At 61.9% G+C, this 26,332-nt stretch carries 23 protein-coding genes and 1 other RNA gene; 16 read left to right on the forward strand and 8 right to left on the reverse strand.

The window, feature by feature from the left end:
* Positions 1 to 154: 154 nt before the first annotated feature.
* From DXT88_RS00945 to DXT88_RS00955, 3 genes are all read left to right on the forward strand, one after another.
* Positions 155 to 1,174 carry a LysR family transcriptional regulator gene (locus DXT88_RS00945; RefSeq protein ID WP_029363435.1) on the forward strand — a complete coding sequence of 340 codons (1,020 nt, stop codon included), beginning with the start codon at positions 155 to 157 and terminating at the stop codon, positions 1,172 to 1,174.
* Between the two features lie 787 nt (positions 1,175 to 1,961).
* Positions 1,962 to 2,966 carry an AraC family transcriptional regulator gene (locus DXT88_RS00950; protein ID WP_265211065.1) on the forward strand — a complete coding sequence of 335 codons (1,005 nt, stop codon included), beginning with the start codon at positions 1,962 to 1,964 and terminating at the stop codon, positions 2,964 to 2,966.
* Positions 2,967 to 3,042: 76 nt separating this feature from the next.
* Complete coding sequence (locus DXT88_RS00955) at positions 3,043 to 4,050, forward strand: aldo/keto reductase (RefSeq protein ID WP_016834221.1); 1,008 nt, start codon at positions 3,043 to 3,045, stop codon at positions 4,048 to 4,050.
* 45 nt (positions 4,051 to 4,095) lie between these two features.
* Here the strand turns inward: DXT88_RS00955 and DXT88_RS00960 are convergent, their stop codons facing one another.
* From DXT88_RS00960 to DXT88_RS00980, 5 genes are all read right to left on the reverse strand, one after another.
* Positions 4,096 to 4,773, reverse strand: a complete 678-nt coding sequence (locus tag DXT88_RS00960; protein WP_265211067.1) for a hypothetical protein — start codon at positions 4,771 to 4,773, stop codon at positions 4,096 to 4,098.
* A 284-nt stretch (positions 4,774 to 5,057) separates the two neighbouring features.
* Positions 5,058 to 5,813 carry an HpcH/HpaI aldolase family protein gene (locus tag DXT88_RS00965; protein ID WP_265211069.1) on the reverse strand — a complete coding sequence of 252 codons (756 nt, stop codon included), beginning with the start codon at positions 5,811 to 5,813 and terminating at the stop codon, positions 5,058 to 5,060.
* Positions 5,814 to 5,911: 98 nt separating this feature from the next.
* Positions 5,912 to 7,180, reverse strand: a complete 1,269-nt coding sequence (locus DXT88_RS00970; RefSeq protein WP_265211071.1) for a D-amino acid dehydrogenase — start codon at positions 7,178 to 7,180, stop codon at positions 5,912 to 5,914.
* A gap of 188 nt (positions 7,181 to 7,368) precedes the next feature.
* Complete coding sequence (locus tag DXT88_RS00975; RefSeq protein WP_265211073.1) at positions 7,369 to 8,550, reverse strand: branched-chain amino acid ABC transporter substrate-binding protein; 1,182 nt, start codon at positions 8,548 to 8,550, stop codon at positions 7,369 to 7,371.
* Entirely contained in the window at positions 8,550 to 9,710 is a 1,161-nt protein-coding gene (locus DXT88_RS00980; RefSeq protein ID WP_265211074.1) for a branched-chain amino acid ABC transporter substrate-binding protein, read from the reverse strand. Before DXT88_RS00980 ends, DXT88_RS00975 begins: the two co-directional genes overlap by 1 nt.
* Before the next feature lie 213 nt (positions 9,711 to 9,923).
* Here DXT88_RS00980 and rnpB point away from each other — a divergent pair.
* Positions 9,924 to 10,256, forward strand: an RNA gene (gene rnpB, locus DXT88_RS00985) — RNase P RNA component class A.
* Between the two features lie 74 nt (positions 10,257 to 10,330).
* Positions 10,331 to 11,473: an enoyl-CoA hydratase/isomerase family protein gene (locus tag DXT88_RS00990; protein WP_265211076.1), complete on the forward strand. Its 1,143-nt coding sequence runs from the start codon at positions 10,331 to 10,333 to the stop codon at positions 11,471 to 11,473.
* Between the two features lie 20 nt (positions 11,474 to 11,493).
* On the opposite strand, the gene DXT88_RS00995 is transcribed toward DXT88_RS00990, so the two are convergent.
* Both DXT88_RS00995 and DXT88_RS01000 read right to left on the reverse strand, forming a co-directional pair.
* Complete coding sequence (locus tag DXT88_RS00995; RefSeq protein WP_265211078.1) at positions 11,494 to 12,057, reverse strand: TetR/AcrR family transcriptional regulator; 564 nt, start codon at positions 12,055 to 12,057, stop codon at positions 11,494 to 11,496.
* Positions 12,057 to 12,530, reverse strand: a complete 474-nt coding sequence (locus DXT88_RS01000; RefSeq protein ID WP_016833790.1) for a nuclear transport factor 2 family protein — start codon at positions 12,528 to 12,530, stop codon at positions 12,057 to 12,059. The genes DXT88_RS00995 and DXT88_RS01000 overlap by 1 nt, the downstream gene beginning before the upstream one ends.
* Positions 12,531 to 13,121: 591 nt before the next feature.
* Here DXT88_RS01000 and DXT88_RS01005 point away from each other — a divergent pair.
* The 5 genes from DXT88_RS01005 to DXT88_RS01025 all read left to right on the forward strand — a co-directional run bounded on the left by DXT88_RS01005 (position 13,122) and on the right by DXT88_RS01025 (position 18,783).
* Positions 13,122 to 13,949 (forward strand): NAD-dependent epimerase/dehydratase family protein, encoded by an 828-nt coding sequence (locus tag DXT88_RS01005; protein WP_265211136.1) that lies wholly within the window; start codon positions 13,122 to 13,124, stop codon positions 13,947 to 13,949.
* A gap of 12 nt (positions 13,950 to 13,961) precedes the next feature.
* On the forward strand, positions 13,962 to 14,840 hold the full coding sequence (locus tag DXT88_RS01010; protein WP_265211080.1) for an SMP-30/gluconolactonase/LRE family protein: 879 nt from the start codon (positions 13,962 to 13,964) through the stop codon (positions 14,838 to 14,840).
* A 92-nt stretch (positions 14,841 to 14,932) separates the two neighbouring features.
* Positions 14,933 to 15,964 carry a TRAP transporter substrate-binding protein gene (locus DXT88_RS01015; protein WP_265211082.1) on the forward strand — a complete coding sequence of 344 codons (1,032 nt, stop codon included), beginning with the start codon at positions 14,933 to 14,935 and terminating at the stop codon, positions 15,962 to 15,964.
* A gap of 37 nt (positions 15,965 to 16,001) precedes the next feature.
* Positions 16,002 to 17,912, forward strand: coding sequence for a TRAP transporter large permease (locus DXT88_RS01020; RefSeq protein WP_265211083.1), 1,911 nt, complete (start codon positions 16,002 to 16,004; stop codon positions 17,910 to 17,912).
* A gap of 91 nt (positions 17,913 to 18,003) precedes the next feature.
* Positions 18,004 to 18,783, forward strand: coding sequence for a 2-keto-4-pentenoate hydratase (locus DXT88_RS01025; RefSeq protein WP_265211085.1), 780 nt, complete (start codon positions 18,004 to 18,006; stop codon positions 18,781 to 18,783).
* A gap of 172 nt (positions 18,784 to 18,955) precedes the next feature.
* On the opposite strand, the gene DXT88_RS01030 is transcribed toward DXT88_RS01025, so the two are convergent.
* Positions 18,956 to 19,240: an HU family DNA-binding protein gene (locus DXT88_RS01030; RefSeq protein WP_007880659.1), complete on the reverse strand. Its 285-nt coding sequence runs from the start codon at positions 19,238 to 19,240 to the stop codon at positions 18,956 to 18,958.
* 657 nt (positions 19,241 to 19,897) lie between these two features.
* Here DXT88_RS01030 and mraZ point away from each other — a divergent pair.
* Genes mraZ through DXT88_RS01060 form a run of 6 tightly spaced genes read left to right on the forward strand, consistent with a single transcriptional unit; the run spans position 19,898 to position 26,331 of the window.
* Positions 19,898 to 20,326 carry a division/cell wall cluster transcriptional repressor MraZ gene (mraZ, locus tag DXT88_RS01035; RefSeq protein WP_029363824.1) on the forward strand — a complete coding sequence of 143 codons (429 nt, stop codon included), beginning with the start codon at positions 19,898 to 19,900 and terminating at the stop codon, positions 20,324 to 20,326.
* Between the two features lie 12 nt (positions 20,327 to 20,338).
* A complete protein-coding gene (gene rsmH, locus DXT88_RS01040; protein WP_016835729.1) occupies positions 20,339 to 21,298 on the forward strand; it encodes a 16S rRNA (cytosine(1402)-N(4))-methyltransferase RsmH in 960 nt (319 codons plus the stop codon).
* Positions 21,295 to 21,567: a cell division protein FtsL gene (gene ftsL / locus DXT88_RS01045; RefSeq protein WP_016835728.1), complete on the forward strand. Its 273-nt coding sequence runs from the start codon at positions 21,295 to 21,297 to the stop codon at positions 21,565 to 21,567. The genes rsmH and ftsL overlap by 4 nt, the downstream gene beginning before the upstream one ends.
* Complete coding sequence (locus DXT88_RS01050) at positions 21,564 to 23,345, forward strand: peptidoglycan D,D-transpeptidase FtsI family protein (protein ID WP_265211091.1); 1,782 nt, start codon at positions 21,564 to 21,566, stop codon at positions 23,343 to 23,345. Before ftsL ends, DXT88_RS01050 begins: the two co-directional genes overlap by 4 nt.
* Entirely contained in the window at positions 23,345 to 24,895 is a 1,551-nt protein-coding gene (locus tag DXT88_RS01055) for a UDP-N-acetylmuramoyl-L-alanyl-D-glutamate--2,6-diaminopimelate ligase (RefSeq protein ID WP_265211093.1), read from the forward strand. Before DXT88_RS01050 ends, DXT88_RS01055 begins: the two co-directional genes overlap by 1 nt.
* Positions 24,895 to 26,331, forward strand: a complete 1,437-nt coding sequence (locus DXT88_RS01060) for a UDP-N-acetylmuramoyl-tripeptide--D-alanyl-D-alanine ligase (protein ID WP_265211095.1) — start codon at positions 24,895 to 24,897, stop codon at positions 26,329 to 26,331. The genes DXT88_RS01055 and DXT88_RS01060 overlap by 1 nt, the downstream gene beginning before the upstream one ends.
* Position 26,332 lies beyond the last annotated feature (1 nt).

A 26,332-nucleotide genomic window follows, 5' to 3' on the forward strand; every position in this document is an offset into this window, starting at 1 on the left:
TCGGATAGTCGACAATAAGCTTCAGAAAGCCCGCCAATGGCAGCAAAAGATGGCAAATTGGCAGTAAAAAACACGCTTTTACCGCTGTTGCAAAACAATCGCGGGACGTGATTTGTACAAACGCAACGGCAAAATAGTTGCCATGGAGAATCGAATGGACAGATTTCAAGCAATGCAGGTCTTCAGCGCCGTGGTCGACGCCAACAGCTTCACGCGCGCCGCCGACAATCTCAATTTGCCGCGCACGACGGTGACGACCATTGTCCAGGGCCTGGAGAGTTTGTTGCAGGTGCGCCTGCTGAACCGCACCACGCGCCGCATCAGCCTGACGCCCGACGGCGCGGCCTACTATGAGCGCTGCGTGCGCATCCTGGCCGAGGTGGACGAGACCGAGGCTTCGTTCCGCAATGTCACGCGCGGCCCGCAGGGGCGCCTGCGCATTGACGTGCCGGCCTCGATCGGCCGGCTGCTGTTGCTGCCGAACCTGTGCGACTTCTATGCCAAGTACCCGGACATCGAACTGGTCATGGGCATGAGCGACCGTCCGGTCGACATGGTGCAGGAGGCGGTCGACTGCGTGATCCGCGTCGGCGACCTGCAGGATTCGAGCATGGTGGCGCGACGCATCGGCACCTTCCAGGCGGTGACTTGCGGCTCGCCCACGTACTTCGAGCGCCACGGCATGCCGCACACCATCGAGGATTTGCAGAATCACAAATCGGTGCATTATTTTTCCAGCCGCACCGGCCGCACCATCGACTGGGACTTCATGGTCGATGGCGTCGCCAGGGAAGTGAAGATGGCCGGCAAGTTGTCGGTCAACGACGGCGATGCTTATGTCGCCTGCGCGCTGCAGGGGTTCGGCCTGGTCCAGGCGCCGCTGTACATGATTCAGCCGTTCCTTGAAGACGGCCGTCTGGTCGAGATCCTGTCGCAGTGGAAGCCGGTGCCGATGGCGATTTCCGTGGTCTACCTGCACAATCGCCACTTGTCGCCCAAGGTGCGCGCCTTCGTCGACTGGGTCGCCGAACTGTTCGCCACCTGCCCGCTGCAAAAGGGCTGCCAGATGGGCATTGCGGCCGACGCAAAGGAATCTCATTTCACCAGCAAGCCGGAGAGCAACACCATCCGCGCCGTCATCGAACAGCACAACATCGCCGAAAGCGTGTTCTAAGACGCAGTTCAGTCGATTCGGTTTTCCATGCAGCGGCCCGCCTGATGTCGGTATCAGGCGCGTCGCTGTTTTCACGTGCGTGATCGCTTGCATGTTGAATCCCTGGTTGGCCGGACATTGACGAGGCCGTACGCCGCAGAATGAAGAAAGCAGCGCGTCTTTCCGCCGGAAAGAGCGAAAAACGTCGGTCGATGGTGTCTGGAAGGTTGATGAAGAGCCGAGGCGGCAGCGCGAATGTGCGCGCCGGTGATCGACGGTCCGGTGAAGCGCTGTCGTGCATGGTCGAACCGGAAAGCGGAACGACGGACAGTTTGAATCGTGTGGAATCGTATGTTTTGGCGTGAAGAGATTATGCGCGCAGCGCAGCAATTTCTGTTTGCTGAAAGATGTTGAATATTTGCCTGATTCTCCAGTCTGATGGGGAATCAGGCAGTTTTTTGCAGTTTTCGGATTTGATTTCGCTCGCGTTGAGCCGTCTTGCGGACGGAATGATCGATAAAAAGCGGGCGTTTATGCAAATATGAGCAGGACGGAAGGCGATAGCGCTACATCAGGCAGGATGAGGCTTTCTGGCTGGTCATGCGCAGAGGAGTGGAAATGCAATGCCGCGCCCCGTTACGCCGCAGTCTGGCTTCTTGTCTGGCGCAAATCCTATCGCCGGATCCTGCTCGGATACCCAATTCTCCTGATTATTTGCCTATTTCTCCAGACGGATGCGATGGAGATTCAGGCAAGTCGGCAATCTGGAGTAAGCTGGCTGCTTCGACTTTCCCTGCCCGGAACCACCATGGACCTGAACGACGCCCCGACCGATATCGACTACAGCGCCGATGCACCTGCGCCAGGGTCTTCCGCGCCTGCATGCCAGGACATTGAAGCCGACGAGCGGCTGCGCGCGGCGCAGCGCGAATTGGTCGCGCTGATTGCGCGTCTGACCGAAGGCGCCGAAGGGTCGCTGGAAACCGGCATCGAAGGTTTCTTCCTGCATCGCATCACCAACCCGCAGGGGCCCAAGCACGCGGTGCAAAAACCGGTATTCGCGGTGATCGCGCAGGGCGCCAAGCGCCTGTTCGTCGGCGACGACATCTATGATTACGATCCCATGCACTATCTGGTGTCGTCGGTGGATTTGCCGATGGTGGGCAAGGTGACGATGAGCAGTCCGGAGACGCCGTATCTGGGTTTGCGCATCGATCTCGACACGCGCGAAATCGGTTCGCTGATCGGCGATGAGCATCTGCCGCAAGGTATTCCCTCGGACGCGTCGCGCGGCCTGTTCGTCAACCGTCTCGACATCACGCTGCTGGATGCGGTGCTGCGGCTGTTGCGCCTGCTGGACACGCCGCGCGATATTCCCATATTGGCGCCGATGGTCAAGCGTGAAATCCTGTATCGCCTGCTGATGAACGGCCAGGGCGCGTTGCTGCGCCAGACCGTGTTGCAGGACAGCCAGATGAACCGCATCGCCAAGGCCATCCGCATGATGAAGGAAAGCTTCGCGCAGCCGCTGCGCGTGGACGACATCGCGCGTGACGTGCACATGAGCGTGTCGTCGCTGCATCATCATTTCAAGGTGGTGACGGCGATGAGTCCGCTGCAATATCAAAAGAACCTGCGCCTGCAGGAAGCGCGCCGGCTGATGCTGGCCGACGACGTCAGCGTGGCGACGGCGTCGCAGACCGTGGGTTACGAGAGTCCGTCGCAATTCAGCCGCGAGTACAGTCGCATGTTCGGCGCGCCGCCGCTGCGCGACAAACGGCGCTGGCTGGAAGAAGAGGCGCCGGCGCTGTAGGAGTCGCCGACGCGATTCCCGGCAAGAGGCTAGAATCATCTTCCTTTACAGGCTCACCTTCCCAACGGAGACTTCCATGCAATATCGACGCCTCGGCAAAAGCAACCTGAAAGTCTCGGCCTTGTGCCTGGGCACCATGATGTTCGGCGACCAGACGCCAATCGACGAAGCGCGCAGCATCGTCGCCTCGGCGCGCGAGCATGGCGTCAACTTCATCGATACCGCCGACGTCTATTCAAAGGGCAAGTCGGAAGAAATGGTCGGCAAGCTGCTGCAAGGCCAGCGCGGTGACTGGGTGCTGGCGAGCAAGCTCGGCAACGCCATGACCGGCGCGCCGAACCAGTCGCACTATTCGCGCCACTGGATCGTGACGGAGACCGACAACATCCTGCGCCGCCTCGACACCGATTACCTCGACGTGCTGTACATGCACCGCGATTACCACGAAGAAAACCTGGAAGAAGCGATCCAGGCGCTGGGCGACCTGATCCGCGCCGGCAAGATCCGTGGCTTCGGCGTGTCGAATTTCCGTGGCTGGCGCATCGCCGAAATCGCCCGTCTGTGCGAGAAGAACAATGTGCCGCTGCCTCTGGTGTGCCAGCCGTATTACAACCTGTTGAATCGCATGCCCGAAGTGGAAATCCTGCCGGCCTGCGCCAACTACGGCCTCGGCGTGGTGCCGTACAGCCCGATCGCACGCGGCGTGCTGACCGGCAAATACAAGCCGGGCCAGAAGCCTGCGGAAGATACGCGCGCCGGTCGCGGCGACAAGCGCATTCTCGAAACTGAATTCCGTGAAGAGTCGCTGGTCATTGCCGAGCGCCTGCAGCAGCATTGTGCTGCGCGCGGCGTCAAGCTGGGGCAATTTGCGACGGCGTGGGTGCTGGCAAATTCAGCGATCAGCAGCGTGATTGCCGGCCCGCGCACCCTGGCGCAGATGGAAGATTATTACGATGCGGTGGAATTGAAAATCAGCGCGGAAGAAGAAGCGCTGATCGACAGCCTGGTGACGCCGGGCCATTCATCGACGCCGGGTTATAACGATCCGAGCTATCCGTTCTTCGGCCGCGTCGCGGTCAAGTAAGTCGGACCGACCCTCGGATTTTCCCCGCTCGCTGCCAGGCTTGTGTCAGCTGGCGGCCGCGGGTCGTGCGGCTTTTTTCGGCTGCAGCAGGATTTCTTCCTGGCGCGTCGCTTCGGCGCGCTTTTCTTCGTGCCAGCACAAATTCAGCATCATGAAATGGCTCTGTATGCCGATGTCGCGCGTGAAGGTGCAGCTCGCGGGTGGTAGTGCTTTGCGGCTGATGGCCAGTTGCATCCGCGCTTCGCCGTCGGGCAACGCGCGCCGGCTGGAATCGTCGACGACGGTGCGGCCGGTTTCATCCGGCGTCAGGCCGCCGTATTCGTGATCCGACAACACGTCGATGCTGACGCTGCGCACGATCTGCGTGGCGCAGCCGTTGTCGACCTGCATGTTGTCGATGGCGACGCCGACGTGCTCCGAGCGCTTGATGCGCTTGCCGTGTTCATTGAGATAAGTCACGCGCTCGCTGGTTTCGGGAAACTCCCTGACGGGCATCCGGCGCAGCGCCGCTTCTCGCGCACAGGCGCGGTACGCCAGCTCGGCTTGGCGTTGCGCGTCGCTGTCGTTGATCCGCTCCCATGCGCTGTGCTGTTCTTCCGGCGCGGTCGCGGCCGCTTGTGCGAGCGCACTGTCGCGTTCGTGGTCGCGGCAAGTACTGAGCAATACGCTCGCCGCCAGCGCGGCCGCCGCGGCGAGAATGATTTTATTCCTGGATAGCGTCATGATGTTACCCCTTCGTTTCCCTTGTGATGACGCAGCTTCGGCCCGAGATGGGCGCGCCGTTCATCGATGTAGCGGACACGATTATGCGAGTTAGTGCAGGACGCTTAAATAGGACAATTCTCAAAAATCCGTTTTTCGCTTGAAAAACAAAATAACTTCCATCGCAAGATCTTTGTCTTACGACGAACGTATCGAATCGGGAGGAGATGGGGGTAGTTTTTGGGTTCTTGCGGGAACCACGACGGCCGTCGTCGTGAGTTGACGGCGGCCGCAGGGAAATCGGGTCAGCCGCGCAGGATGTTGATGCGGCGGCTGGTTTCGGCGCGCAGCAGTTGCACGTCGGTGCCCGGCGTCAGCATGTCGACACCGTAGGCCTTCATGCGTTCCGCCATTTCCACCGAGCCGCAGAAGATGCCGACGTATTTGCCGCGCGCGTGGGAGACTTCAATAAGGTGTTTGATGGCCTGGTCGACCTTGTCGTCGCTCCACGAATCCGGCGTCAGGCCGAGTTCGATGGCGAGGTCGCTGGGGCCGATGAAGATGCCGTCGAGATCCGGCACCGACAGGATCTCTTCCACCGCCGCCAGGCCCTGGCGGGTTTCGATCATGGCCAGCGTGAGCACGGTGCGGTTGGCGTGTTCGAAATAATCCTTACCGCCGTACAGTACGCCGCGCGCCGGTCCGTAGCTGCGGCCGCCGCGAGGCGAGTAATGGCAGGCGCGCACGAAACGTTCGGCGTCTTCCTTGCTGTTGATGAGCGGGCAAATCACGCCGTAGGCGCCGGCGTCGAGCAGCTTGTTGATTTCACCCAGGCCGTTTTCGGAGCAGCGCACCAGCGGCGCGGCGTTGGTGGTGGAGATCGCCTGCAGCATCGGCACCGCCGATTCGATCGAGAACAGGCCGTGCTGCAAGTCGACGGTGACGGCGTCATAGCCGCAATCGGCAACCACTTCGGCGAGGAAAGAATTGCCGATGGACGCCCAGCCGTTGAGGGCCAGTTTCTTTTGCGCGAACAAGGTGCGCAGGGGGTTTTGCCGCATTCCGGTCTCCATATCGTTATTGGGTAGTCCGGACATGGTATGCGGATTCCGCCGATGATGCAGGGCAACGGATGAATCGCCGGAGAGCGGCGCTGAAATTATCTCGTGTAACGGAACGGCGCGTCGTCGATCGCCGTCTTGCGTCCGCCGATCTGCGCCGCCAGCAGGGCCGCGCTACCGCAAGCCAGCGTCCAGCCGAGCGCGCCCTGGCCGATGTTCAGATAGAGATTCCTGACCGGCGACGCACCGATGACCGGCACGCCGCTCGGCGTGGCAGGACGGAAGCCGGCCCACGGCGACAACCGTGCCGCGTTGCCGGCATGGATGCTGCCCGGGAACAGCTCGTCGGCGCCGTTGCTCAGTTCATCGACGGCGCGTTGCGGAATGCTTGTGTCCATGCCGACCAGCTCGACGCGGCCGGCCACGCGCAGGCGGTTGCCCAGGCGCGCATAGACGATCTTGCGCGAGATGTCGGTGATCGATACCTGCGGCGCGGCGGCTTGCGACAACGCGTCGTCGAGCGGCACGGTGATGCTGTAGCCCTTCAGCGGATACAGCGGCAAGCTGAAACCGGCCCGGCGCGCGAAGTCCGCACTGTCGGCGCCCAGCGCCAGCACAAATGCGTCGGCATCGATTGGCCCCGAACCCGTGCCGACCGACTGAATGGCGCCGTCGCGCAGCGTGACGCCGGTGACCGTGGTGGAGGGCAGAAAGCGGAAGTTCGGATTGGCCTGCATGCGCTCAACCAGCGCCTGGCAAAACTGCGCGCAGTCGCCGGCTTCTTCGCTCGGCGTATAGACGCCGCCGGCCCAGTTGCGGCGCGCCTTGCCCAGCGCCGGTTCGATTTCCAGGCAGCGCGCGGCGTCGATCACTTCCTGTTGGCAGCCGTGCTGCGCCTGGAAGGCGATCTGCTTGCGCGCCGACGCCAGTCCGGCAGGATCGGTGTACATCACCAGCTTGCCTGCGGTGCGATGGTTGAATTCGACTGGCGCAGCCTGCAGGACGTGCGTCATCTCGTCGCGGCTGTAGAACGCCAGTTGCAGCAGTTCGATGGTCGTGCGCTGCACGCGCGCGGCGTTGCTGGCGGCGAGGAATCTGATCAGCCAGCGCCATTGCGCAGGATCCAGCTTCGGTTTCAGCGTCAGCGGCGAATCGGCGCTGAACAGGTAGTGCGGCCAATGCGTCCACACCGATGGATCGGCCAGCGGCGCGACGTAGGAATAACTCAGCTGGGCGCCGTTGCCGAGGCTGGTGCCGGCGCCGGCTTGAGCGCATGCATCGAGCAAGGTGACCTGGTGGCCGTCTTCGAGCAGACGATACGCTGAGGTGACGCCGATGACGCCGGCGCCGAGTACGCAGATTTGCATTGCTTGTTCCTGTTGGGCGGAGATATTCCTGGCACGGGGCTATCGTTGTTAAATGCCGGCTTGCGCCCGCAAAATCGCGGCCAGGATAGTCGTCGCCGATACTGATCAATGATAGCGGCGACTATACGCAATTTCCGTTTTCCTGTCGTATGCCGAATCGGCATCGTGAGCGAGGTCCTGCTATCGGATCATTTGCCGCCGAAGGTTTGCACCGGTGTCCATTTGCCGCCGCGCACGCGGTAAACCGTATAAGCCGGATTGAGCAGGTTGCCTTCGCCGTCGAAGGCAATTGTTCCGGTCAAGCCTTTGTATTTCAGTTGGTGCAGCGAGGCGGCAATGCGCCGCGGTTCCAGCGAGTCGGCCTGCTGGATGGCTGCGGCGATGGCATATGCGGCGTCATAGGCAAACGGTGCGAACAGTTCGATCGGACCGCCATAGGTCGCGGCGAACTTGTCCTGGAATTTTTTCCAGCCAGCCATTTTTTCCTGGGCCTGGCCTGGCGCGATGCCGAATGTCCCCTCGCCGTCGGCGCCCGTCAGCCGCAGGAAGGTCGGACTGACGATGCCATCCGCCGCCAGCAGCGTGGCGTTGACGCCGGCGCGCCGCATCGCCGGCTTGAGCGCAGCGGCTTGCGGTCCGAGGCCGCCGAAGAAAATCAGGTCGGCGTCGGTGTTGCGCACTGCAGTCAACGCGGCATTGAAGTCGGAAGTCTTGCTGCTGATGGTCTGTTGCGTCACGACGGCCGAGCCCTTGTCCTGCAAGCCTTGCATGAACTGGTTCGCCAGCATGGTGCCGAAGCCGGTATCGTCGTGGATCACTGCGATGCGTCTGGCCTTGAGCTGTTGCAAGGCAAAGGCGCTGGCGTAACGGCCGCCGTCGTCGTCATGGCCGACGATGCGAAAGCTGTCGGCGTAACCGTTTTGCGTATATTGCCTGCCGGTCGAACCCGGTGCGATCTGGGGGATGCCGGCGGCGTGATAGATGCGGGCGGCGGGTATGCTGGCGCCGGTATTCCAATGGCCGATCACGGCGACGACCTCGGATCTGACCAGGTAATTGGCCACCAGCGTTGCCGTATGAATGTCTCCGCGGTCATCCTGCGTCAGCAATTTGAACAGCAGCGGCCGACCGCCCACGGAAATGCCGCGTGCATTGAGCTCCGCCAGGGCCAGCTCCACCGCTTGCACCTGGCTCCGGCCCATTTGCGCAGAACTGCCGGACAAGGGGCCGGCGAAGCCGATCTGCACCAGCCGTACGTCGCTGGCGGCCTGCAGCGGGGCCGTCAGCAGGCCCGCCAGTACCATGGCTAGTCCCAGCACTGCTGTCGGTCGATGACGCCGCAAAAGTGTCGTCAGTATCATGATCATCATTATGATTTGCTGGCGTCGTAGGTCTGTAGCGGTAGCCAGTGCATGTCCTTCATCTGGTAAATCGTGAAGATGGGATTGAGCAGGTTGCCATTGCGGTCGAAGGAAATGGTCCCGGTCAATCCGCTGTAACGCACCTTGTACAGCGCGGCCAGGATCCTGGCGGGCAGGAAGGAATCCGCGTCGCGCACGGCGGCGACCAGCACCTGCACAGCGTCGTAGGTGATCGGCGCGTAGTCGTTGATGTTGCCGCCGAAGCGCTGCAGGTACTCCTTTTCAAAGTTCTTCCAGCCCGGCATTTTGTCGGTGGGCATGCCGGGATTGATCGCCAGCACGCCATCGGCGGCGGCGCCCGCGTCGCGCAGGAAATTCAATCCGTTGGTGCCGTTCATGCCGTGCACGAACGTCGTCTGCAAGCCCACCCGGCGCACGTTGCGCACCAGTGCGGCGGCCTGGTCAGCCAGGCCGCCGAAGAAGATGACGTCGGGGCGCTTCAATCTGGTCGCCTCCAGGATGGTGTTGAAATCCGAGGAGCGGAACTGGATTGAGTCGCTGCTCACGACCTTGCCCTTGCGCGCCTGGAAGCGTTCCTTGAAAGCGGCGCCGAACATGTTGCCGGCGCGGGTGCCGTTGTCGATGACGGCGGCGTTCAATGCATGCAGGTTGTCCACCAGGTAATCGGCCAGCAGCGGCGCACCCTGGCCGCTATGGCCGATCATGCGGAAGGTGGTGTGGCGCTCGCCTTCGGGCCACGGTGCGCTGGCGCTGGGGGCGAGTTGGGCGATGCCGGCATCGCTGAAGATCCTGGCGGTGGCGAGCGTGGTGAAGGTGCTGCCGTTGCCGATGGAGGCCACCACGCCCTGCTTGATGAGATAGTTGGCCGCCAGTGCAGCGGTGCGCGTGCTGCCGCGTTCATCCACGACCAGCAGTTTGAAGCGGACCGCGCGGCCGGCGACTTTAGGATGGCGCCGGTTGGCGTCGTCGATCGCCATTTCAGCGGCGTTCACCAAGCTCTTGCCGAATGCCGCCGCCGGGCCGGTCAGCGGCATGGCGATGCCGATCGGCACTTCAGTGATGTCTGCCGCGCCCACCGCCACCGGCAGCCAGGCGGGCATGGTCAGCCAGAGCAGAATGCAGCAGCGGCGAAGACGTGCTGTTTTCATCGTATCGGCCTTGTCGTGGAGCAAGCATTGGAAGCGGCTACCGGAGGCAGGTTTTGATTCGATTATCGACAACCAGGCTCCCACTCTGAAGTGCAAGCATTGAATTTCTGCAAACTTTCTTTCGATGTGTTGCTATTTTTTCCACTATTTGGCGAAATTCATGCTGCAAGGCAAGCTCCCGGCCACCTCGGCGCCTGAGGTACAATGACGCCCGAAGCAAGCCAGACAGCCGCTGGTCATCGTGTCATGCGATGGCGGGAGGAAGGTCCGGACTCCATAGAGCAGGGTGACGGTTAACGGCCGTCCGCCGAAAGCCGGCGCAAGCCGGTATAAGGCGAGGAACAGGGCCACAGAGACGAGCGTATTAAGTTACGGTGAAACGCGGTAACCTCCACCCGGAGCAATCTCAAATAGGCACGCGTTGATGTTGCTCGCGGAGCGTGCGGGTAGAGAGCTTGAGCGCCGGAGCAATCCGGCGCCTAGAGGAATGGCTGTCATAACGGGCAACCGTCGTAACAGAATCCGGCCTATCGGCTTGCTTCATTTAATTCATACAAAAACGATCTCCCGGCTCACGAGGCCGGCGAGGTCAGTGAAAAATCAGAGACTTCAGGATCCCCATGAGCCAACCGGTTTTGTTTGAAGAACTGGCCACGCAGAATGGCCGCCGTATCGGCGTCGCCACGCTGGCTTCCGAAAAAACCTTGAATGCGCTGTCGCTCGACATGGTGCATCTGCTGACGCCGCAGTTGCGTCAATGGGCCAGGGATCCGGACATTGCGATGGTGCTGCTGCAGGCGCAGGGCGAAAAAGCCTTTTGCGCCGGCGGCGACCTGCAGAAGATCTACACCAGCATGCGCGAGCACCACGCCTCGCCGGCGCGGGATGACATCCGCGGCAATCAGTATGCGGCTGAATTCTTCGAACACGAATATCGCCTCGACTACGAAATCCATACTTATCCCAAGCCGATCCTGTGCTGGGGCCACGGCATCGTCATGGGCGGCGGCATCGGCCTGATGGCCGGCTGCAGCCACCGCGTGGTCACCGAGCGCTCGCGCCTGGCCATGCCGGAAATCACCATCGGCCTGTATCCCGACGTCGGCGGCAGCTGGTTCCTGAGCCGCACGCCGGGCAAGCTGGGCGCCTTCCTGGCGCTGACCGGCGCGCTGATGAACGCCGAAGACGCCAAGTTCACCGGGCTGGCCGATTACCGCATCGCCCACGCCGACAAGCAAAAAGTCATCGATGCCTTGCAACTGCAAAATTGGGGCGACGGCAACGATGCTGCCGTTCTCGGCCGCGTATTGCAACAAGCCGAGCGCGACGTCGCGGCCGAGGTGACATTTGCACCTTCCGCGCTGCGCGAGAATTTCGATCTGATCAATGCGCTGTGCAGCGGCCAGACCGTGCCCGACATCGTCGACGCCATCCTGGCCCACAAGACCGACAATCCGTGGCTGCAAAAAGCCATCGCCACGCTGACCGCCGGCGCCCCCGGTTCGGCTGCGCTGGCGCTGGCCTTGCAACAGCGCGTACGCCACATGTCGCTGGCCGAAGTGTTCCGCCTGGAATTCGTGGTGACGCTGCATTGCGCGGCGCGCCCGGATTTTGTCGAAGGCATCCGTGCGCTGATCATGGAGAAAGACCACCAGCCGAAATGGAATCCGGCGCGCCTGGCCGACGCCACGCCGCAATGGGTGGATGGTTTCTTCGCCGATCCGTGGCCGACGAGCGAGCATCCGCTGGCCGACCTGGTCTGAGCGACCCTCTCTGACTCCAATTACACCGTAGACGCCTGCAGCCGCTGCTGCAGGCGCTCCAGCGTGCGCACGAAAATCTGCGGATCGTCGACCGCGCGCGCCAGCACCAAGGCGCCCTGGATGCCGGCCAGAATTTCCTCGGTCAGACCGGCGGCTTCCTCTGGCTCGTAGCCGCTGCGTTGCAGGGCCGCATGCAGCGCCGCCGCCCAATCCACAAAGTAACTCTTCACCTTGTCGGCGAAACGGTCGCGCACATTGACCAGCGCAAAGACGCCGACCAGGCATACCTTTCTGCCCGACAGAAAATACCGCTTCACTTCGTCGAACATGCGATCGATGCCGGCCATGGCGTCGGCGCTCTCGCGCAACGGTACGTACACCTCGCGCTGGAACCAGCCGTCGATGTGGCTCAGTACCGCGTTCGCCATTTCATCTTTGCCGCCCGGGAACAGGTGGTACAGGCTGCCTTTGCCGAGACCGGTGCCTTCGGTGATGCGCGCCAGGCTGGCGCCTTCATAACCGTAGGCGCGAAAAATCTCCGCCAGCACCGGAATCAGTTCATCGCGTTGCGATCTGGCCGTCATTACAGGCCGAGATCGCTCAGGCTGGGATGATCGGCCGGGCGCGGCGCCGATTGATCCCAGTGGAATTTGCGCTCGCTCTCCTTGATCGGGAGGTCGTTGATCGAGGCATGGCGCGCGCGCATCAGGCCGTGCTCGTCGAACTCCCAGTTTTCATTGCCGTAAGAACGGAACCAGTTGCCCGAATCGTCGTGCCATTCGTAAGCGAAGCGCACGGCGATGCGGTTGCCTTCGAACGCCCACAATTCCTTGATCAGGCGGTACTGTTGCTCGCGCACCCATTTCTTGCCGAGGAAGGCGACGATGGCGGCGCGACCCTGGACGAAGTCGGCGCGGTTGCGCCAGCGGCTGTCCTCGGTATAGGCCAGCGAGACTTTTTCGGCGTTGCGGGTGTTCCAGCCGTCTTCGGCGGCGCGGACTTTCTGGATCGCGGTGTCGCGTGTGAACGGCGGAAGCGGAGGGCGGGATGTCGTCATGTGAACACCTGTAGTTGAATGGAAGTTGGACTGCGGATGAAGGTTTTGTACCGATCGGTAAACAAAGTCTAGTGCGGCCTCGACACGGAAGCAAGCCGAATCAACCTGATCGCCGCTGCGTCGAACTGTGCTTCATCCGGCAGCGGTGAACTGTGTACTTTGGCTACTTTGCAGGAAGGCGTAGGAGCGAAAATTGTTATCAGTCATCAGATGACATTAAGGCAAGTCATTCTTTTTCCGGATAACAGTCCCAGCAAGGCTTTCAAGGCGATCTCTTGTCTCTGTAGGGTGGCCTTGGCGGTGAAAAAAATAGCGCCATAAATCTCCTTGCGTTCAAAATTTTCATGTTGTACGATGACTGTCAATTAAAAATAACGATCTGCCGGAGACACGCCATGACTGTTTTTGCCTTGCTTGTTACGTTGTCCAGTACCTGAAGTTGCGTGCGCCGCGATGACGGCGCACGAAGTGTTGTTGTTTCCTTCTTTGCTGAGTCGGCGCCGTTTCGCGCCTGCACGGATTCAATCCGGGTGGTGTCGCGCCGTCTGCTCAGCGTCGGCAGTTCAACCAGCGACGATTCATGACATGAGCATGACCATGAGCGATTTGCAAGATCAGGTACGGCCCTTTAAACGTCTGCTGCTGACAGGGGCCGCCGGCAATCTCGGCCGGGTGCTGCGTGAGCGGCTGAAACCCTGGACCGACGTGGTGCGCCTGTCCGACATCGGCGACCTCGGCGAGGCCGCGTCCGGTGAGGAAATCGTCGCCTGCGATCTGGCCGACAAGACCGCCGTGTACGACATGCTGGAGGGCGTCGACGCCGTGCTGCATTTCGGCGGACGTTCGCTGGAAGCGCCGTTCGAGCAACTGATGCACGCCAACATCCAGGGCACCTACAACCTCTACGAAGGCGTGCACAAGCGCGGCATCCGCCGCGTGATCTACGCCAGCTCCAGCCACGCGGTCGGCTACTACCCAACCACCCGGCGCATCGACGCTGACAGTCCGTTGCGGCCCGACGGCCTGTATGGACTGACCAAGTGTTTCGGGGAATCGCTGTCGCGCTATTACTTTGATCGCTTCGGCGTGGAGACGGTGTGCCTGCGCATCGGTTCGTGTTTTCCGGAGCCGCGCAACGCGCGCATGCTGGCGACCTTCCTGAGCTACGACGACTTCGTCGAGCTGGTGCGCTGCGCGCTGTTCACGCCGCGCGTCGGTCACACCATCGTCTACGGCGTCTCCGACAATCGCATAGCCTGGTGGGACAACGGCAAGGCCGGCCACCTCGGCTTCGTGGCGCAGGACAGCGCCGATGCATTTGCCGAACGCTTCCCCTTCGGCGGCGCCTGGCCGGCAGCCGACGACGCCGGCAATTTCCAGGGCGGGCCGTTCATCCTGGCCGGTCCGCAATACGAATAGAAAACACACGCCATGCAAGTTCTCCCGCTCAACGATCAGCGTTACGACGTCGCCGAAAGTCCGTTCTGGCACGCAGCCCAATCGGCCTGGTACTGGGTCGACATTCCGCGCAAGCTGATCTGCCGCCAGACCGCCGATGGCGACTGCCAACAATGGCAACTGCCGGAAATGGTCGCGTGCATCGCGCCCGATGACGACGGTGGCTTGATCGCGGGCATGCACACCGGCATTTTCAGCGTGCGCTTGCAGGATGACGGCCATGCGCAATTGAGCAAGCTCGCGCAGCCGGCAGGATTGCAAGCCGACCAGCGTTTCAACGACGGACGTTGCGATCGCCAGGGGCGTTTCTGGAGCGGGGTGATGTGTCTCGACATGTCGCTGGCGCGCGCCGACGGCAAGCTGTATCGCTACGACGATGCGGGCTTGTCGGCGCCGATGGCAGATGGCCTGATCGTGCAAAACGGCCTGGCCTGGTCGCCGGACGGCAAGACCATGTACCTGTCCGATTCGCATCCGTCGAGACGCTTGGTCTGGGCCTTCGACTACGACGTCGACAGCGGCACGCCTTCACGCCGGCGCGTGTTCGCCGACCTCAATCATCATCGGGGACGTCCGGACGGGGCGGCCATGGACGTCGACGGCTGTTACTGGATTTGCGCCAACGACGCCGGTTGTGTGCTGCGCTTCACGCCGGACGGCAAGTTGGACCGGACCATCGAATTGCCCGCCAAAAAACCATCCATGTGCGCCTTCGGCGGCGACGACATGAAGACCATGATCGTCGCCAGCATCAGTCTTGGCGCACCGACAGGCGACGACGGCGCGGGCCGCATCTGGACGCTGAACCCGGGCGTCGCCGGCATGCGCGACGCACCGTTTGCGAAAGGATAGCGCCGCCAGACTACGCAGCGTGCAGCAAAGGACCGGCATCAGACGCATCAGATACACCAAAAGTAGACCCACATAAAACTACAGGAGACATGATGAACACGACCAGCGCATCCAAACGACAATTCCTCAAGACCGGCCTGGCCATCGGCGGCGCCGCAGCGGCCGGACTGTCCGGCAATCTCGCCTTCGCGCAGGACAAACCGCTGGTCACGCTGCGCATGTCGTCGACCTTGCCGCTCGACGCCAACTCGGCACACTATGTCTGGTACAGCCGCTTCGCGCAGAACCTGAAGACCGCGGTCGGCAACAAGATCGTCGTCAATTATTTTCCCAGTGACCAGCTCGGCAAGGAGTCCGACGTCGTCAATCAGGTGCGTATCGGCAGCGTCGACATGATGATCTCCGGCTCGTCGATCTGGTCCACTACCGTGCCGGAAATCGGCGTGCTCGACATGGGTTACCTGTTCGCCAACCTGGATCATTCCGGCCGTGCGCTGGACGGCAAGGCCGGCGCCATCCTGAGCAAGATGATGTATGACCGTGTCGGCGTGCAGGTGCTGGGCTGGGCCTATTCGCTGGGGGCGCGCAATGTGTTCACCAAGAATCCGGTGCGCAGCGTGGCCGAGTTGAAAGGCATCAAGCTGCGCGTGCTGCCGGTCAAGAATTTCATCGGCACCTTGCGCTACATGGGCGCGGTGCCGACGCCGATTCCGTTCGGCGAAATCTACACCTCGCTGCAGACCGGCGTGGTCGACGGTTTCGAGCACGATGCGCCGACCGCGCTGGCCGGAAAGTTCTTCGAAGTCGCCAAGTACTGCGCGCTGACCCAGCACATCTACAATCCGCAGACACCGGTGATCAGCAAGCGCTCGTTCGCCCGGATTCCGGCCGACCTGCAAAAGGCTTTCCTCGACGCCGCCGCCGAGGCGACCAACTATCAACGCCAGCGCGCCGCCGACATGGAGCGCGATGCCTTTGAAAAACTCAAGGGGCTTGGCCTGACCGTGTCGACGGTGGATCGCGAAGCGCTGCGCAAGGACGTCGCGCCGCTGTGGAGCGAGTTCACCACGCAATATCCGGCGGTCAAGCCGGTGGTCGACGAGATCGTTGCTGCGCGCGGCTGATGACGCGCGCAACTGAGCGAAGCCAAAGGAATCCATGATGAAAACGATGACTGCGCCGCTGGCGCCGGTGGACGCTGCAGAAGCCGAGAATGTGATCCATTCGCTGCACGCGTCGCCCAACGATGCAGTGGATTACCCGCGCCTGCAACGCGTGCTGGAGTTGGCCTCGGCGGCGGTGCTGGCGGTCGACGTGCTGGTGGTGTTCTTCTCGGTGATCTGGCGCTACGCCTTGCACGATCCGCTGGAATGGTCGGAAGAAGTGGCGCGTGCCCTGATGATCACGCTGGTGTTCTTTGGCGCCGCCAGCGTGCTGGGCCGCAGTCGCCACGTCGGCATCGACAGTCTGCGCGGCATTTTTCCGAAGTCGTGGTTGCCGTACGTGCTGCGGCTGTGCGACTGGGTGATCGCCTTCGTCTCGCTGTCGCTGGCCTACACCACCTGGCTGCTGCTTGAGATCAGCAACGACCAGACCACGCCGTCGGGCCTGCCGCAGACGATCTTCGTCTTGCCGGTGCTGGTCGGCAGCCTGCTGTTGTCGGTGTTCGCCATCACGCATGCGCTGAAGAAGTTCGGCCGCCATGCGCTGGTCTCGGGCCTGATCGGCGCGGTGGTGGTCGGCGGCGTGCTGGCGTTGCAGACGTTCTGGCCGGATCATGCGTTGCGGCCGATGCACGTCTTGCTGTTCGGCTTCCTGTTCTGCCTGGTGGCGGGGGTGCCGATTGCCTTTGCGCTGACCTTCGGCGCGCTGATGTTCTTCCTGCTGGAGCCGACCTTGTCGGTGATGGTGTTCGCCCAGCAGGTCGCGGCCGGCAGCGACCACTTCGTCATGCTGGCGGTGCCGTTCTTCATCCTGGCCGGCATGGTCATGGAGTGCAACGGCATGTCGTCGCGCCTGATCGAGCTGCTGCTGCGCATGTTCGGTCGCTTGCGCGGCGGCCTGAACCTGATCATGGTGACGGCGATGGCGTTCTTCTCGGGCGTGTCGGGATCCAAGCTGGCCGACGTCGCGGCGGTGGGCGGCATCCTGATGCCGGCGGTGCGCCAGACCAGACAGAATCCGAACGAAGCCGCCGGTTTGCTGGCGGCCTCGGCCATCATGGCGGAAACCATCCCGCCCTGCATCAACATGATCATCCTCGGTTTCGTCGCCAACCTGTCGATCGGCGGGCTGTTCCTGGCGGGGATACTGCCGGCGCTGGCGATGGCGATCGCGCTGTGCATCATGGCGTACTACACCGGCCGCAAGGTCGACGTCAGCGTGGTGTTCATCAAGCCGCGCCCGATGGGCAAGCTGATCGGCGGCGCGCTGGTCGGGCTGATCATGATCGTGATGATCGGCAAGGGCGTCGCCTCGGGGGTTGCGACTTCGACCGAAATCTCGTCGTTCGCCGTGGTGTACGCCATCGTGGTCGGCTGGCTGGCGTTCCGCGAGCTCAACCGCAAGGTGCTGGTCAAGCTGTTCGTCGATGCGGCCTCGATGTCGGGCATGGTGCTGTTCATCGTGGCCGCCGCCAGCAGCGTGGCGTACGCGCTGACGGTGGAGCAGATTCCGCACGCGCTGGCCGAGCTGATGGTGAGCCTGGCGCACGACTACGGCAGCTGGATGTTCATCCTGATTTCGGTGCTGGCGCTGATCCTGTTCGGCGCCGTGCTGGAAGGCGCGCCGGCGCTGATCATCTTCGGGCCGCTGCTGACGCCGATTGCGGTGCAGCTTGGCTACAATCCGCTGCACTTCGCCATCATCCTGGTGATTTCGATGGGCATCGGCCTGTTCTCGCCGCCGTTCGGGCTGGGCATGTACGCGACGTGCGCGATTGCGCAGGTGCGCCTGCAGGACGTGGTAAAACCTTATCTGAAGTATCTGGCGATCCTGCTGGTCACGCTGGTGGTGATCATCGTCTGGCCGGATCTGAGTTTGTGGCTGCCGCGCCGTTTCGGTTTCTCCTGATGGTTTGACGGGGACCCAGGCCTGAAAAATTTTCAAGGATTTTCAACCAGCGAGGTTCGCTTGCGGACGCGCTTTCATCATCAAGTACGCTATGGACAAGCAAAAAGATACGCAAAAAATCAAGGCCGCGGCCGCATTGCTGCTGGCTGCCCGCAACCATGAAGTCGCGCTCGGACGCCTTCCCGACGAGTACGTTCCGGTCGACGCCGCCGAAGCCTACGCGGTGCAGGACCAGGTATCCGAAGCGCTGGGACCGGTCGGCGGTTGGAAGGTCGGCGCCAAGGCGCCGGGCGCCCAGCCCAGCTGCGCACCGATGCCGGCACGGTTCATCTTTGCCGCGCCTTATCATTTTTTCGATCTGCTGACCGCCGGGTCGCGGGGCATCGAAGTCGAGATCGCGCTGCGCATGAAGCACGACCTGCCGCCGCGCGGCACGGCATACAGCCAGGAAGAAGTGGTGGCCGCGGTGGCCACGGTGCATCCGGCGATCGAGCTGGTGTCGTCGCGCTATACCGAATATCCGGCCGCCAACCCATTGGCGGGACTGGCCGACGCGCTCAGCAATTGCGCGTTCATCTACGGTCCGGGCCGCAGCGACCTCGGCCAGATCGACCAGAGCATCCAGCACGCCGAGCTGTATTTCAACGGCCTGGAGGTCGCCAGGACCGTCGGCGGCAATCCGGTGGTCGACATCTGGCCGCTGGTGACCTGGCTGGTCAATCATCTGTGCGAGCGTTGCGGCGGGATCAGGGCGGGCCAGTTCGTGACCACGGGGTCGTGCACGGGCCTGCTGTTCGCCGACAAGGGCAGCAGCGTCAACGCCCTGCTGCAAAACATCGGCAAGGTCGACATTTCCTTCGCGCAGGCGTGAGCGCAGGCAGCGGCGGTTCGGCTGCTGAACGTGATTGCGTAGCGTGTGAGTAAGTGAGTGAGGGTAGGGCGGGGAGAGGAGAAAGACCGGCGATCCGGCGTTCAGGATCGCGGCGAAAAACAATGTATTTGAATGCCGTGAACTCCAGGTTCACAGCATTCAAATCGAACAATTATTTCTTCTTCTTGTTCACTGCTTCTTTGAACGACTTACCAGCGGAGAACTTCACTGTAGTTGCAGCAGCGATCTTGATCTCTTCGCCAGTTTGTGGGTTACGGCCGGTACGAGCAGCGCGCTTGCCTGTGGAGAAAGAACCGAAACCGACCAGTTGCACTGTGTCGCCCTTGGTAACTGCCTTGATGATGTTTTCAACGACGGAGTCCAGGGCACGTTGTGCAGCAGCCTTCGAGATTTCAGTATCAGCAGCGATTGCATCGACCAATTCGGATTTGTTCACTTTAAAATTCCTTTCACTGTTAAGGTGCCGAGATTTTAGCATTGGAATGCGCCTACTCCGCAAGCCCCATCTGATGTTTAATTGAATTGTCGCGATCTATTTCATGCGAATTTCATCGGATTGAAAGAAACGCGATGCGCACTGGATGTTTTTTCGCGTTTGCATTTCCGTTTTTCGTCGCCGCGAACTTTTCCAGGCGCTGTTTTTTTGAGGCATACTGCGGCAGCCGAAAAATTCCGGCGATGTTCCGGTCCGTTTTTTTTCGTGTTCGCCTGCGTTGATGTTTTTTGATTGCCTGCAAAATCCCTTCCCTGGCCGCTTAGTTGTTTACAGACCGGCCTCCCCTCCAGAACCCGTGCGGAATTCGAGATAAACACATGTGTATATCTCAAGTGGTACATTCAATTAATTTCCTAAGTCCTTAATTCTGGACGAAAAAGCGCTTTCGGATGCATTTTAAGTAAGTGCGCTAAGTCTTTGACTTTATTAAACAAATCCCTGTTTTCACCCCTGAATATCGCTTGACCTGTATTAGTGCATCCTCTAAAGTGGGCGGCAGTGTGAAAAAGTGTTTTTTTGTGGGGCATTTTCGGATTCCTTGCATCGGAACGCTGGTTTCAAGCATGCCAACAGCGACAGCAAAAAGGGTCAAACACAGTGTTTCAGGGCGCGTCATCAATCAATCTCGATGCCAAAGGACGGATGTCCATTCCGGCCAGGCACCGTGACGCCCTCGCGGTTCAGTGCGAAGGGCGGGTCACCCTGACGCGTCATCCGCACGGCTGCCTGCTGTTTTTCCCGCGCCCGACCTGGGAAAGCCATCGTGAACAGATCGCCGCCTGGCCAATGTCGGCACGCGCCTGGCAGCGGGTTTTCCTCGGCAACGCCTCCGACGTCGAGATCGATTCGGCCGGCCGCATCCTGATCGCGCCGGAATTGCGCGCGGCAGTGGGCCTCGAACGCGACGTCATGCTGCTGGGCATGGGCAGTCATTTTGAAATCTGGGATGCCGCCAAGCTGGCCGAGAACGAATCGGAAGCTGTTGCCGCAGGCATGCCGGACGTGTTGAGCAACTTTTCCTTCTGACGGCGCGACGCGATGACTTTGCAATCGGTGCCCGATTTGCAGCACCGCACGGTGCTGTTGGATGAAGCGGTAGATGCCCTGGCGATCGAAGGCGGGCGCGCCGACGGCGTCTATCTGGACGGCACCTTCGGCCGCGGCGGCCACAGCCGCAAGATCCTTGAGCGCCTGAGCGCGCGCGGACGCCTGATTGCATTCGACAAGGATCCGATGGCGATCGCCACGGCGCAGACCATTGCCGATCCGCGTTTTGCGATCGTGCATGACAGTTTTGCCACGCTCGATGAAGCGTTGGCGCAGCACGGCGTGACGCAGGTCGACGGCGTGTTGATGGATTTGGGTATTTCTTCGCCGCAGGTGGACGACGCGGCGCGGGGTTTCAGTTTCAGGTTCGATGGCCCGCTGGACATGCGCATGGATACCACGCGCGGCGTGTCGGCAGCGGAGTGGCTGGCAACGGCGGACGAACAGACGATAGCAAAGGTGATACGAGAATATGGGGAAGAACGGTTTGCTCTTCAGATTGCAAAGACGATTGTTGCTCGCCGGGCAGTCGAGCCAATTTCAACCACACGACAGCTTGCCGCGCTCGTGGCACAAGCGGTCAAAACCCGCGAGAAAGGCAAAGACCCGGCCACTCGTACCTTTCAGGCTGTACGGATTTTCGTCAATCAAGAGCTTGAAGAACTCGAGATAGGGCTGGAAAAAGCATTTCGGCAGATGGCGCAGTATGGGAGATTGGTTGTGATCAGCTTTCACTCGTTGGAAGATCGCATCGTCAAGCAGTTCATGGCATCCAAAGCCCATGTGCCGCAGCCTGACCGCCGCCTGCCGATTCGTGCGGTCGACCTGCCGCAGCCGCTCGGAAAACTCCATCCGCGCATCAAGCCGAGCGACGCTGAAGTCGCCGCCAATCCACGCGCACGCTCCGCCGTGATGCGCTCCCTCGAACGCACCGTCGAGGCCGGATCATGACCGGCCGCCTGAGCTTCGCCGTCACCGTGTTGCTGGTGCTGTGCGCGCTGTCGCTGGTGAACGCCCAATATCAGGCGCGCCGTCTGTTCATCGAGCTGGAACGCGCGCAATCTGCCGCGCGCCAGCTCGATATCGACTGGGCGCAACTGCAGCTGGACCAATCCACGCTGGGCAAGAATTCCCGCATTGAAGCACTGGCGCGGCGCGATCTCAACATGGTCGCGCTCACGCCGGAGCGAACGCAGTATCTGACGGTGAGGGGCAAATGACCCGTATGCCGCCCCGCACCAACGTCGCCGGAGGGCGCGTCGCCGCCTCGCGCGGCGTTGCCTTTTCTGCCAGTCCGGTCTTGCAGGTCAAGATGCCGGCCTGGCGTTCGCGCGTGGTGCTGTTCGTGCTGTTCATGGCTTTCCTGACGCTGGCCGGGCGCGCTTTGTGGCTGCAGGGCATGTCCACTGATTTCCTGCAGAAGCAGGGCGCGTCGCGCTACGCGCGTACGCTTGAGTTGCCGGCCACGCGCGGCAAGATCACGGACCGCAACGGCCAGGTGCTGGCCTCGTCGGTGCCGGTCAAGGCGATCTGGGCGATTCCCGACGACGTCCAGGAAGCGCCCAGGGACAAGCTGCGCGAATTGGCCAAATTGCTCGGCATGAGCGACGCCGAACTGCGCAAGAAACTCGATTCCGATCGCAACTTCGTCTATCTGAAGCGCCAGGTCGAGCAGGACACCGCCGACAAGATCGTCAAGCTCGGCATCGCCGGCATCGAGACGCGCAAGGAATACAAGCGCTTTTATCCCGAAGGTGAAGTCATGGCCCACGTCGTGGGCTTTACCAATGTGGAAGACGCCGGGCAGGACGGCATGGAACTCGGCTCGCAGAAGACCCTGGCCGGCGTGACCGGCAGCCGGCGCGTCATCAAGGACCGCCTCGGCCGCATCGTCGAAGACATCGAAGCCGTGCGCGAGCCGCATGACGGCAAGGATTTGACGCTGTCCATCGACAGCAAAATCCAGTACATCGCCTTCACGCAACTGAAAGACGCGGTCGAAAAGAACAAGGCCAAGGCCGGCGGCATCATCGTCGTCGACGCGCGCACCGGCGAAGTGCTGGCGCTGGCCAACCTGCCGACCTATAACCCCAATGATCGCTCGGTGCTGACCGGCGCACAGCTGCGCAATCGCGTGCTGACCGACACATTCGAGCCGGGTTCGACGCTCAAGCCGTTTACCGTGGCGCTGGCGTTGGATACGCATCGCGTCACTCCATCGACGGTGTTCCAGACGTCGCCAGGAAAAATGACCATCGGCACCGCCACCATCGGCGACTCGCACGCGCACGGGCCGCTGACGGTCGCGCAGATCATCGAAAAATCCTCCAACATCGGCACCGCCAAGATCGCGCTCGAAATGCCGGCGCAGGAAATGTGGGAAATGTTCACCAACGTCGGCCTCGGCCAGCAACCGAAATTCGGCTTCCCGGGTGCGGTTGCCGGCCGTGTGCGTCCTTATAAAGCATGGCGTCCGATCGAACAGGCGACGATGAGCTACGGTCACGGCATCTCGGTCTCGCTGATCCAGCTGGCGCATGCCTATACGATTTTTGCCCGCAACGGCGACCTGATCCCCTTGTCGTTCACCAAGGTCAACGATTCGCCGATCGGCCAGCGCGTGATCTCTGAAAACACCGCGCTGCAAATGCGCCGCATGCTGGAAACCGTGGTGGCGCCGGGCGGCACCGCACCGCAGGCGCAAGTGCCCGGCTATCGCGTCGGCGGCAAGACCGGTACCGCGTACAAGATCGAGGGCGGCAAGTACGTGAAGAAATACGTGTCTTCGTTTGTCGGCATCGCGCCGATGTCCGATCCGCGCCTGATCATCGCCGTGATGCTGGATGAGCCCAGCGCCGGCAGTCACTTTGGCGGCACCGTCGCCGGTCCCGTCTTCGCCAACGTGACGGCCAATGCCTTGCGTGCGCTCAATGTCGCACCGGATTCCAGCGTGACCAACATCATCATTCCAAAAGACGCCTTAGAGGAGAGCATGTAATGCCTGCGACCATGCTTTCCGCGCAAAAAATCGTGACCTGGCTGGAGGGCGTCGCCGTTGCCGGCGCCAACCTGACCGCGGATTCACGTCGCGTGCAGGCCGGCGACATCTTCTTCGCTTATCCCGGCGACAGCGCCGACGGTCGCCGCTACATTGCCAATGCCGTTGAGCGCGGCGCCGCTGGGGTGGTATATGAAGAGGCCGGACACGATTGGGACGACAAGCCGGACGACGTGCCGCATCTGGGCGTGCGCGGACTCAAGCATCTGGCCGGCTTCGCCGCCAATGCCTATTACAAGCAGCCGGACCGGGAAATGTTTACCGTCGCCGTCACCGGCACCAACGGCAAGACCTCGTGCTCGTACTGGCTCGGCATGGCGCTGTCGCGCCTGCAAGGCGCCTCTGCATCTGCTGCGCCGGCTGCCGTGGTCGGCACGCTCGGCGTGGGCATGTTCCAGGACGGCAAGCCGCATGCCTTTGACGTGACCGGCTACACCACGCCGGATGCGGTGCTGTTGCAACGCAAATTGTCCGATCTGCGCACGGCGCGGGCGTCGGTGCTGGCGATCGAAGCATCCTCGATCGGCCTCGACCAGGGCCGCATGAACGGCCTGCATGTGGACGTTGCGCTGTTCACCAATTTCACGCGCGACCATCTCGATTACCACGGCGACATGATCGCCTACGAAGCAGCCAAGATTCAGCTGTTCGATTCGCCCGGCCTGCAGCATGCCGTCATCAATCTGGATGACCAGATGGGGCAGCGGCTGATCCCTTACGTGCAAGCCAAGAACATCCCGATCATCGGTTATTCGCTGGGCGACGCCAGCGTGGATGCCTCGCTGGAAAGCGTGCCCGTGCTGCGCGCTTCGGCGATCCGCAGCACCAGCGTCGGCACCAGTTTCCACATCGAGTCGCCATTCGGCGCCGGTCAGGTCAAGACGCAACTGGTGGGACAATTCAATGTCAGCAACGTGCTCGGCATCCTCGGCGTGATGCTGGCCAAGGGCACCGCCTGGGATGCTGCGCTGGCAGTGATCGGTACGTTGACGGCGGTGCCTGGACGCATGCAGCAGTTCGGCGGCCAGGAAGTGCCGCTGATCGTGATCGACTACGCCCACACGCCGGATGCGCTCGAAAAGACCTTGCTGGCTTTGCGCCAGGTTGCCAATCAGCGCGGCGGAGAACTGTGGTGCGTGTTCGGTTGCGGCGGCGATCGCGATCCGGGAAAACGTCCACAAATGGGCGCGGTTTCCGAGCTCGCCGACCACGTCATCCTGACCAGCGACAATCCGCGCAGTGAAGATCCTGCCGTCATCATTTCGCATATCAAGAGCGGCATGACGCGACTGACGCCGCACGTGCTGTCGGACCGCGCCGGCGCGATCCTGTGGGCCGCACGTCACGCGGTGAAGCAGGATGTCGTGCTGCTGGCCGGCAAGGGGCATGAGACCTTCCAGGAAATCGCCGGCAAGAAATATCCCTTCCTCGACGCCGACCACGTCGCGCTGGCATTGGCTGCGCGCGCCACGATGATGGGAGGCGCGTGATGCAGACGACGCTTGAACAATTGAAGCAGTGGCTGGACGGCGCGACCGTGCACAACGACGCTGGTGCATTGGCTGACGTGTCCATCAACGGCGCCACCACCGACAGCCGCGCAGTTGTGCCCGGCAACCTGTTCATCGCCTTGCGCGGCGAACGTTTCGACGCCCATGATTTCCTCGACGCGGTGGCTGCCCAAGGCGCTGCCGCGGTGGTGGTCGAGCGTGTTCCGGCCGGCTTGAAAATACCCGCCATCGTCGTGTCCGACACCCGCGTCGCGCTGGGCCGGATTGCACGTCACTGGCGCCAGCAATTCAAGTTGCCGCTGATCGCCGTGACCGGCAGCAACGGCAAGACCACGGTCAAGGAAATGATCGCCTCGATTCTCGCGGCTGATTTCGGCGAGGACCGCAGCATGGCCACGCGCGGCAACTTCAACAATGAAATCGGCGTACCGCTGACGCTGTTCCGTCTGCAGCCGCAACACCAGGCAGCCGTGGTCGAGCTCGGCATGAACCATCCCGGCGAGATCGCCGTGTTGGCTGAAATTGCGCGGCCGACGCTGGCGCTGGTCAACAACGCGCAGCGCGAGCATCAGGAATTCATGGCGACCGTCGAGGCTGTCGCGCGCGAGAATGGCGCCGTGTTTGCCGCCTTGCCGGCCGACGGCATCGCCGTGTTCCCGGCGGAAGACGACTACGCCTGGGTCTGGCGCGAGATCGCCGGCGCACGTCCGGTCATCAGCTTCGGCCTGAATCCGGATGCCAACGTCAGCGCAACGTATCAGGTCCGCGAGTTCGGCAGCGCCATCGCCGTCAACGCCGACATTGACGGTCGCTCGCAACAATTCGGCATCAAGCTCGCCGCCGTCGGCGAGCACAACGTGCGCAATGCGCTGGCCGCAACCGCATGTGCCCTGGGCGCGGGCATCGCCGTCGCCGCCATCGTGCGCGGGCTGGAAGCATTCGCGCCGGTCAACGGTCGCCTGCAACGCAAGGCCGCCGCTAGCGGCGCGCTGGTGATCGACGACACCTACAACGCCAATCCGGATTCGGTGCGCGCGGCCATCGACGTGCTGGCGCAAACCGTCGCACCGCGTGTCCTGGCGCTGGGCGACATGGGCGAGGTCGGCAACGAAGGTCCCAAATTCCACCGCGAAATCGGCGCCTATGCGCGCGAACGCGGCATCGAGCATTTCTTCGGTTTCGGCGACGCCATGCGCGACGCCATCGAGGCATACAACAGCGCGCCGGGAGCAGCATTTCCGGCACGCCATTTCGACACCGTCGACGCCATCGGCGCCGCAACCCGGGAGGTTGCCGTCGCCGCCGCGACGGTGTTGGTAAAAGGTTCGCGTTTCATGAAGATGGAACGCGTTGTGCAGCATTTGGTCGGGGCGCAGCTGCAGACCGGGGCGCCACTTCACCAGGAGACTCATTAAC

The sequence above is a fragment of the Herbaspirillum lusitanum genome, assembly GCF_026127345.1.
In the GTDB taxonomy this organism is placed as follows: domain Bacteria; phylum Pseudomonadota; class Gammaproteobacteria; order Burkholderiales; family Burkholderiaceae_D; genus Herbaspirillum; species Herbaspirillum lusitanum.

Coding starts and splice junctions, on each gene's coding strand:
- DXT88_RS00995 (WP_265211078.1), bottom strand. CDS start 12,057: ATGACGGCCAGATCGCAACGCGATGAACTGATTCCGGTGCTGGCGGAG.
- DXT88_RS00955 (WP_016834221.1), top strand. CDS start 3,043: ATGCAATATCGACGCCTCGGCAAAAGCAACCTGAAAGTCTCGGCCTTG.
- DXT88_RS01000 (WP_016833790.1), bottom strand. CDS start 12,530: ATGACGACATCCCGCCCTCCGCTTCCGCCGTTCACACGCGACACCGCG.
- DXT88_RS00990 (WP_265211076.1), top strand. CDS start 10,331: ATGAGCCAACCGGTTTTGTTTGAAGAACTGGCCACGCAGAATGGCCGC.
- DXT88_RS01020 (WP_265211083.1), top strand. CDS start 16,002: ATGAAAACGATGACTGCGCCGCTGGCGCCGGTGGACGCTGCAGAAGCC.
- DXT88_RS01050 (WP_265211091.1), top strand. CDS start 21,564: ATGACCCGTATGCCGCCCCGCACCAACGTCGCCGGAGGGCGCGTCGCC.
- DXT88_RS00970 (WP_265211071.1), bottom strand. CDS start 7,180: ATGCAAATCTGCGTACTCGGCGCCGGCGTCATCGGCGTCACCTCAGCG.
- DXT88_RS01005 (WP_265211136.1), top strand. CDS start 13,122: ATGACCATGAGCGATTTGCAAGATCAGGTACGGCCCTTTAAACGTCTG.
- DXT88_RS00980 (WP_265211074.1), bottom strand. CDS start 9,710: ATGAAAACAGCACGTCTTCGCCGCTGCTGCATTCTGCTCTGGCTGACC.
- DXT88_RS01060 (WP_265211095.1), top strand. CDS start 24,895: ATGCAGACGACGCTTGAACAATTGAAGCAGTGGCTGGACGGCGCGACC.
- ftsL (WP_016835728.1), top strand. CDS start 21,295: ATGACCGGCCGCCTGAGCTTCGCCGTCACCGTGTTGCTGGTGCTGTGC.
- DXT88_RS01025 (WP_265211085.1), top strand. CDS start 18,004: ATGGACAAGCAAAAAGATACGCAAAAAATCAAGGCCGCGGCCGCATTG.
- DXT88_RS00975 (WP_265211073.1), bottom strand. CDS start 8,550: ATGATGATCATGATACTGACGACACTTTTGCGGCGTCATCGACCGACA.
- DXT88_RS00965 (WP_265211069.1), bottom strand. CDS start 5,813: ATGCGGCAAAACCCCCTGCGCACCTTGTTCGCGCAAAAGAAACTGGCC.
- DXT88_RS00960 (WP_265211067.1), bottom strand. CDS start 4,773: ATGACGCTATCCAGGAATAAAATCATTCTCGCCGCGGCGGCCGCGCTG.
- DXT88_RS00950 (WP_265211065.1), top strand. CDS start 1,962: ATGGACCTGAACGACGCCCCGACCGATATCGACTACAGCGCCGATGCA.
- rsmH (WP_016835729.1), top strand. CDS start 20,339: ATGACTTTGCAATCGGTGCCCGATTTGCAGCACCGCACGGTGCTGTTG.
- DXT88_RS01010 (WP_265211080.1), top strand. CDS start 13,962: ATGCAAGTTCTCCCGCTCAACGATCAGCGTTACGACGTCGCCGAAAGT.
- DXT88_RS01015 (WP_265211082.1), top strand. CDS start 14,933: ATGAACACGACCAGCGCATCCAAACGACAATTCCTCAAGACCGGCCTG.
- DXT88_RS00945 (WP_029363435.1), top strand. CDS start 155: ATGGACAGATTTCAAGCAATGCAGGTCTTCAGCGCCGTGGTCGACGCC.
- DXT88_RS01055 (WP_265211093.1), top strand. CDS start 23,345: ATGCCTGCGACCATGCTTTCCGCGCAAAAAATCGTGACCTGGCTGGAG.